At 31.7% G+C, this 4575-nt stretch carries 8 protein-coding genes; 6 read left to right on the forward strand and 2 right to left on the reverse strand.

Features of this window, described 5'->3' with window-relative positions; genetic code table 11:
- Nucleotides 1-284 (forward strand): PIN domain-containing protein (locus tag ACN4EE_RS22040; protein ID WP_458575037.1); only part of this gene is annotated, 284 nt, incomplete at its 5' end.
- A 170-nt stretch (nt 285-454) separates the two neighbouring features.
- Here the strand turns inward: ACN4EE_RS22040 and ACN4EE_RS22045 are convergent.
- Together ACN4EE_RS22045 and ACN4EE_RS22050 are read right to left on the reverse strand one after the other, a co-directional pair.
- Complete coding sequence (locus ACN4EE_RS22045; protein WP_431708667.1) at nt 455-778, reverse strand: helix-turn-helix domain-containing protein; 324 nt, start codon at nt 776-778, stop codon at nt 455-457.
- A complete protein-coding gene (locus ACN4EE_RS22050) occupies nt 775-1143 on the reverse strand; it encodes a type II toxin-antitoxin system RelE/ParE family toxin (RefSeq protein ID WP_431708668.1) in 369 nt (122 codons plus the stop codon). The genes ACN4EE_RS22045 and ACN4EE_RS22050 overlap by 4 nt, the downstream gene beginning before the upstream one ends.
- Before the next feature lie 309 nt (nt 1144-1452).
- Between ACN4EE_RS22050 and ACN4EE_RS22055 the strand changes: the two genes are divergently transcribed.
- From ACN4EE_RS22055 to ACN4EE_RS22075, 5 genes are all read left to right on the forward strand, one after another.
- The gene (locus ACN4EE_RS22055; protein ID WP_431708669.1) at nt 1453-2823 is read left to right on the forward strand and encodes a ParA family protein; all 1371 of its coding nucleotides are present in this window, start codon (nt 1453-1455) and stop codon (nt 2821-2823) included.
- Complete coding sequence (locus tag ACN4EE_RS22060; protein WP_431708670.1) at nt 2823-3536, forward strand: ParB N-terminal domain-containing protein; 714 nt, start codon at nt 2823-2825, stop codon at nt 3534-3536. Before ACN4EE_RS22055 ends, ACN4EE_RS22060 begins: the two co-directional genes overlap by 1 nt.
- Before the next feature lie 97 nt (nt 3537-3633).
- Nucleotides 3634-3852, forward strand: a complete 219-nt coding sequence (locus tag ACN4EE_RS22065) for a hypothetical protein (RefSeq protein WP_431708671.1) — start codon at nt 3634-3636, stop codon at nt 3850-3852.
- The gene (locus ACN4EE_RS22070; protein WP_431708672.1) at nt 3845-4129 is read left to right on the forward strand and encodes a type II toxin-antitoxin system RelE/ParE family toxin; all 285 of its coding nucleotides are present in this window, start codon (nt 3845-3847) and stop codon (nt 4127-4129) included. The genes ACN4EE_RS22065 and ACN4EE_RS22070 overlap by 8 nt, the downstream gene beginning before the upstream one ends.
- A gap of 38 nt (nt 4130-4167) precedes the next feature.
- Nucleotides 4168-4530 carry a DUF4160 domain-containing protein gene (locus ACN4EE_RS22075; RefSeq protein WP_431708673.1) on the forward strand — a complete coding sequence of 121 codons (363 nt, stop codon included), beginning with the start codon at nt 4168-4170 and terminating at the stop codon, nt 4528-4530.
- Nucleotides 4531-4575 lie beyond the last annotated feature (45 nt).

Here is a 4575-nt window from a genome sequence, read left to right on the forward strand (position 1 = left end):
CATCTACAGCAATGGAGTTATTAACTAATCCTAATAATTTGAAAATGTTGAGTGTGGCTACAATTTGGGAAATGCAAATAAAATCTAGTTTAGGAAAACTTAACCTAGAATTATCTCTTGATGAGATTGTTAAAAGCCAAGTAAGAGAAAATAATTTTCAGCTATTATCTACTTTAGCTAACTATATTCAAGGTTTAGGGGGAAATCTTAAATTAGTAGCGGAGTTTCCTGAGAATAAAACTATTGTCATCAAAGGATTTGCCGATTTAAGTCAAAATTCCTGAAAATCTTTATTTAACAGGTGCTAACTTCTCAGATAATTTAACCGATGCCAATTTAGAGGGGATTATTACCGATGAAAATACCATAATAGAAATCCCTAAAGAATAATATTTATGAGGGATGCGATTTTGTGGGGGAAGTTCGATCGCATCTTGAAATTTATCTATAGTTTTTAAACTAGCAGAGAAATACCTTTTTTTTTCACTAAAGATAAAAGTTTCAGAGAAGAACCTTGGGGCTTTTTTTTGCCACTTTCCCATTGACGAATTAAATGGGGTGAGACATTCAAATATTTAGCAAAAACTTCTTCGCTAATATCTTCTTCAAGGCGAATTGCTCTAATTTCAGCAGGTTTAAGTGACTTAATAGGTGTTAAACAAATCTCATCAAATTCTTTTTTAATAGACTCATCTAATAAATTAGCAGAATGTAAATCCGATGCGGTTTCATGAATAGCCGCCAAAATATCACTGTCATAAATTTTTTCATTATTCATAAAATTACCTCTTTAAATACTCCATTTTGAATTGCTTTTAATAAATCTTGTTCAGAATAAGAAAGTAACTGAATACTCAATTTTTTCAAAGCCTTTAATTCTTTTTCATTTATATTTGCCTTTTGATTTTTTGCAAAACCATAGACGAAGAAAGCCCTATCATCTGCTTTAAAAATAATAATACTACGAAATCCTCCAGATTTTCCCCGCCCAGAACGTGCGATTCTTTGTTTGATTAAACCGGCTCCTAAATCAGCAGAAATTAAACCGATATTCGCTCTTTCTACTGCTTCCCATAAATCCTCATCTTTAATTCCTTCCTTACGAGTAAATCTGTCAAAACTCTTATTTTTAAATATTCTCAAAACTTTTTGTCATAAATACACTTACAATTTTAATTTTGACTATTATATTATCATTTTTTTATGGGAAGAAGTCTTTGACGATCGAGTTTTTCGGGTGGAGTTCAATTTTTGTGGGGGAGGTTCGATCGTAAAGGCTTTATAAGCAAAATATTAAAATTACCAAAATAATACTGCATAATTTGAACTTTTGACACTGATAAATGAATAGAAGGGAAAATGCTTTCTCGATCGAAAATACTTGTAATACTATAATTTTTAGTATCAGTAATGCCTACAATAAATTAAAAGTCTAAATATAAAAAACTTTTTATGACTGAATCTAATCTCAAAAAAACATGGTTAGCTTTATCGGCTGAAGCCATTGAAGTTGATATACTAACTCAATTTATTCTTCCTGCTTTATTACCATCATGGAATTTTGAAGGCAATGAATTTTGTATCGAATATCCCACTGGTAAAGGAGGAGATAAAGTTGATATTGCCGTCCGAAAAAATACCAGTACCGATAATTTTGCTCAGAGTAAAAGCAATCCATTTTTGATTATTGAATTAAAAAAAAGAATGCTAGATATTTCTACTGGTAGTAAAGATTATCAGAAAGCTGTAGTACAACTAAAGCGTTATTTAGATACCAGTGCAACTAATTGTAAAACAGTTCGTTGGGCAATTCTAACCAATGGTAATTATATTCAACTTTTTCGCCGTCATGGTAGAGTTGTCTATCCCTATACAGAAAATATCCTGTTAACTCCTGATAATATTGATGAGAAAATTGCTCTAATCAAAAAATATATTGATCAACCAGAAAAATGCCTATCTGTTGCTTTGTATAACAATAAAGGAGGAGTGGGCAAAACAACCACAACCATTAATTTGGCAGGTATTTTGTCATTACCCGCCCCTTACGGCTTCAATAAAAAAGTATTAGTAGTGGATTTTGATCCTAATCAAAAAGATTTATCTGATTTACTTGATTTTAAAGCTCCTCCCCTCAAATTATCAGAATTTTTCTTAGACTATAAAAATTACAAAATTGAAGATGTGATTTCTAGCTATAGGTTAAAAGCTAGTAATAATCACGAATACGGTTTTGACATTATCCCTGCTGATGAGGAGTTTTTAAGGATAGGAAATAGGATTAATTCTATAACTATTGGTACTTTAAGAAATTGTTTATCTAGTTTGAGAAAGGTTTATGATTATATTCTCATCGACTCTCCCCCGGGTAGTGGGTTTTTTAATCAAGAGGCGATCGCCGCTTCGGATGTCGTACTAATGCCGTCTAAACATAATGGAATTGCCTCTTTCAAAAATGCGGCTTTAGCAATTAGAAGTATTTTTCCTACCATCGGCGAAAAGCGTCGTAGTCATAACTCAGAATTAGGAAATCCTTTTCCCTTACCTATTTTCTTTAATGGAGAACAAATAAGTAGTGCGGGAAAGCAACAAGCCCAAAAAGCGATCTTTCAAATTATAAAACAAGTCAAAACTGAAGAAAAAATAGATATTACACCTTTTTTCTTTCCTAAATATACCAATGCTCAAAAAAATTTAGAAATATTTGAATTGCCAAGTTACGCTCATATTGCTTCAGCATCATTTTCTCATCGTCCTGCGGTTTTTAATAATAAAAAAGCCCGTGAATATTATAGTGATTTAGTAAGGGAATATTTTATCTAATGAAACAAGAAATCGGAACATTATTACATCTTTATTTAGATGAAATTGAATTAACAGAACCCATAGAAACTCATCCTTTTTTGATTAATAATGGGGCTAAAGCTATTAATGAAGCAAACGGAAGAAATTGGATTCCTTTAATTGTTAAACAAATAGACTCCGAGAAATATGAAGTAATTGCTAATAGTTTTATTTTTGTAACTGCTCAAGAAGCAGGAGTTAAAAAAGTATGGTGTATCGTTGCCGATGATTCCTTAATCACCGCAGAATCAGCGAAAATTTTAGCACAGGAAAAAATAGCAAAAATTAATTTAGCCACTGCCTCAAGGGAGGAAATAAAATTGGGACTTGATTACTTAATTAAGCGTTCTATTAATCCTTTAGTTGGTGTAAATATAGCCACAGCAACAGAAAGAATTGAAAAGGCTGATCGTCTTTTATGGAAAGAAAACTTATCAGAAATTCCTAATTTAAAATGTGGAATTACTAAGGGCAAAAAACTCAATATTTTTAAAGAGATATTTTACCTTAAATCTTCAGTTTCTTCGGGCGACTCTAAGGCAAAATCTACTGAAATAGAGGAAATAAACGTTAAAGATTACAATAAATTAACATTAACAACTTTAAAAACGATGGCAAAAGAAAGAGGTTATTCTGGTTATTCAAAAATGAAGAAACAAGAAATTATTAAGTTGTTATCATCATCAATATAAACAGATAGATTCGATCGACTTTTGGAGATGAGGTTCGATCGAGCTTTCATTTTATATATAATAAACTTAGTTTTTAACGGTCAAGAGGAAAACTATAATGTCACAAACCATCCAATTTGGTCAAATTTTAGAGATGATTGATTATCTGTCTCTGGATGAACAAGATGACTTAATTAATATTATTCGCCATAGACAAATTGAGAAAAGACGGGAAGAAATTGCTCAAAATATTATTCAAGCCCGTCAAGATTATCAACAAGGAAACGTATTTCGGGGAGACGTTGATGATATTATTGCTGAATTAGATAATGACTAAATTAATTCTCACTCCATCCTTTAAACGAGCGTTCAAAACTGTTATTAAAAGAAAACCAGAGTTAAAGCCCAAAATCGAATTGAAATTAAGATTACTAGCTAATAATCCTTATGATCCTGTATTACGCACTCACAAATTGAAAGGAAGATTATCAGGGGCTTGGGCTTGTACCGTTGAATATGATTGTCGTATTGTGTTTTGTTTTGAGTATAATCAAGAAACCTTAGAAGAGGAAATCAATTTAATTGATATTGGTACTCATGACGAAGTTTATTAATTAGGACTAATTTTGATAGGAGAGGTTCGATCGCATTTTTGGGAGGATGGTGCGATCGACTTTTTGGGGGGGAGTTCGATCGAGCAGCGCCGTCTTTGGCGATCGCACTGTTAAAAACTTACAATACTAAGGGGAAAAATATGCCAGAAATTAGTCGGTTTTTAGGAATCATTATAACTATGTATTATAATGATCATTCGCCTCCTCATTTTCATGTGAGATATAACCAACAAAAAGCCATTATAGATATTGAAACATTATCTATTTTGCAAGGAAAATTAAGCCCTCGAATTTTAGGGATAGTTATTGAATGGGCTTTATTACATCAAGCAGAATTAAGAGAGAATTGGCAATTAGCAAGACTAAATCAACCATTAGAAAATATCGAACCTTTGGAGTAAAAATGTTAAAAGATATTATTGAAGTTAAACCATTAGAAAATTATC

Source organism: Geminocystis sp. CENA526 (assembly GCF_050753365.1).
GTDB lineage: Bacteria > Cyanobacteriota > Cyanobacteriia > Cyanobacteriales > Cyanobacteriaceae > Geminocystis.

Coding starts and splice junctions, on each gene's coding strand:
- ACN4EE_RS22045 (WP_431708667.1), bottom strand. CDS start 778: ATGAATAATGAAAAAATTTATGACAGTGATATTTTGGCGGCTATTCAT.
- ACN4EE_RS22055 (WP_431708669.1), top strand. CDS start 1,453: ATGACTGAATCTAATCTCAAAAAAACATGGTTAGCTTTATCGGCTGAA.
- ACN4EE_RS22060 (WP_431708670.1), top strand. CDS start 2,823: ATGAAACAAGAAATCGGAACATTATTACATCTTTATTTAGATGAAATT.
- ACN4EE_RS22065 (WP_431708671.1), top strand. CDS start 3,634: ATGTCACAAACCATCCAATTTGGTCAAATTTTAGAGATGATTGATTAT.
- ACN4EE_RS22070 (WP_431708672.1), top strand. CDS start 3,845: ATGACTAAATTAATTCTCACTCCATCCTTTAAACGAGCGTTCAAAACT.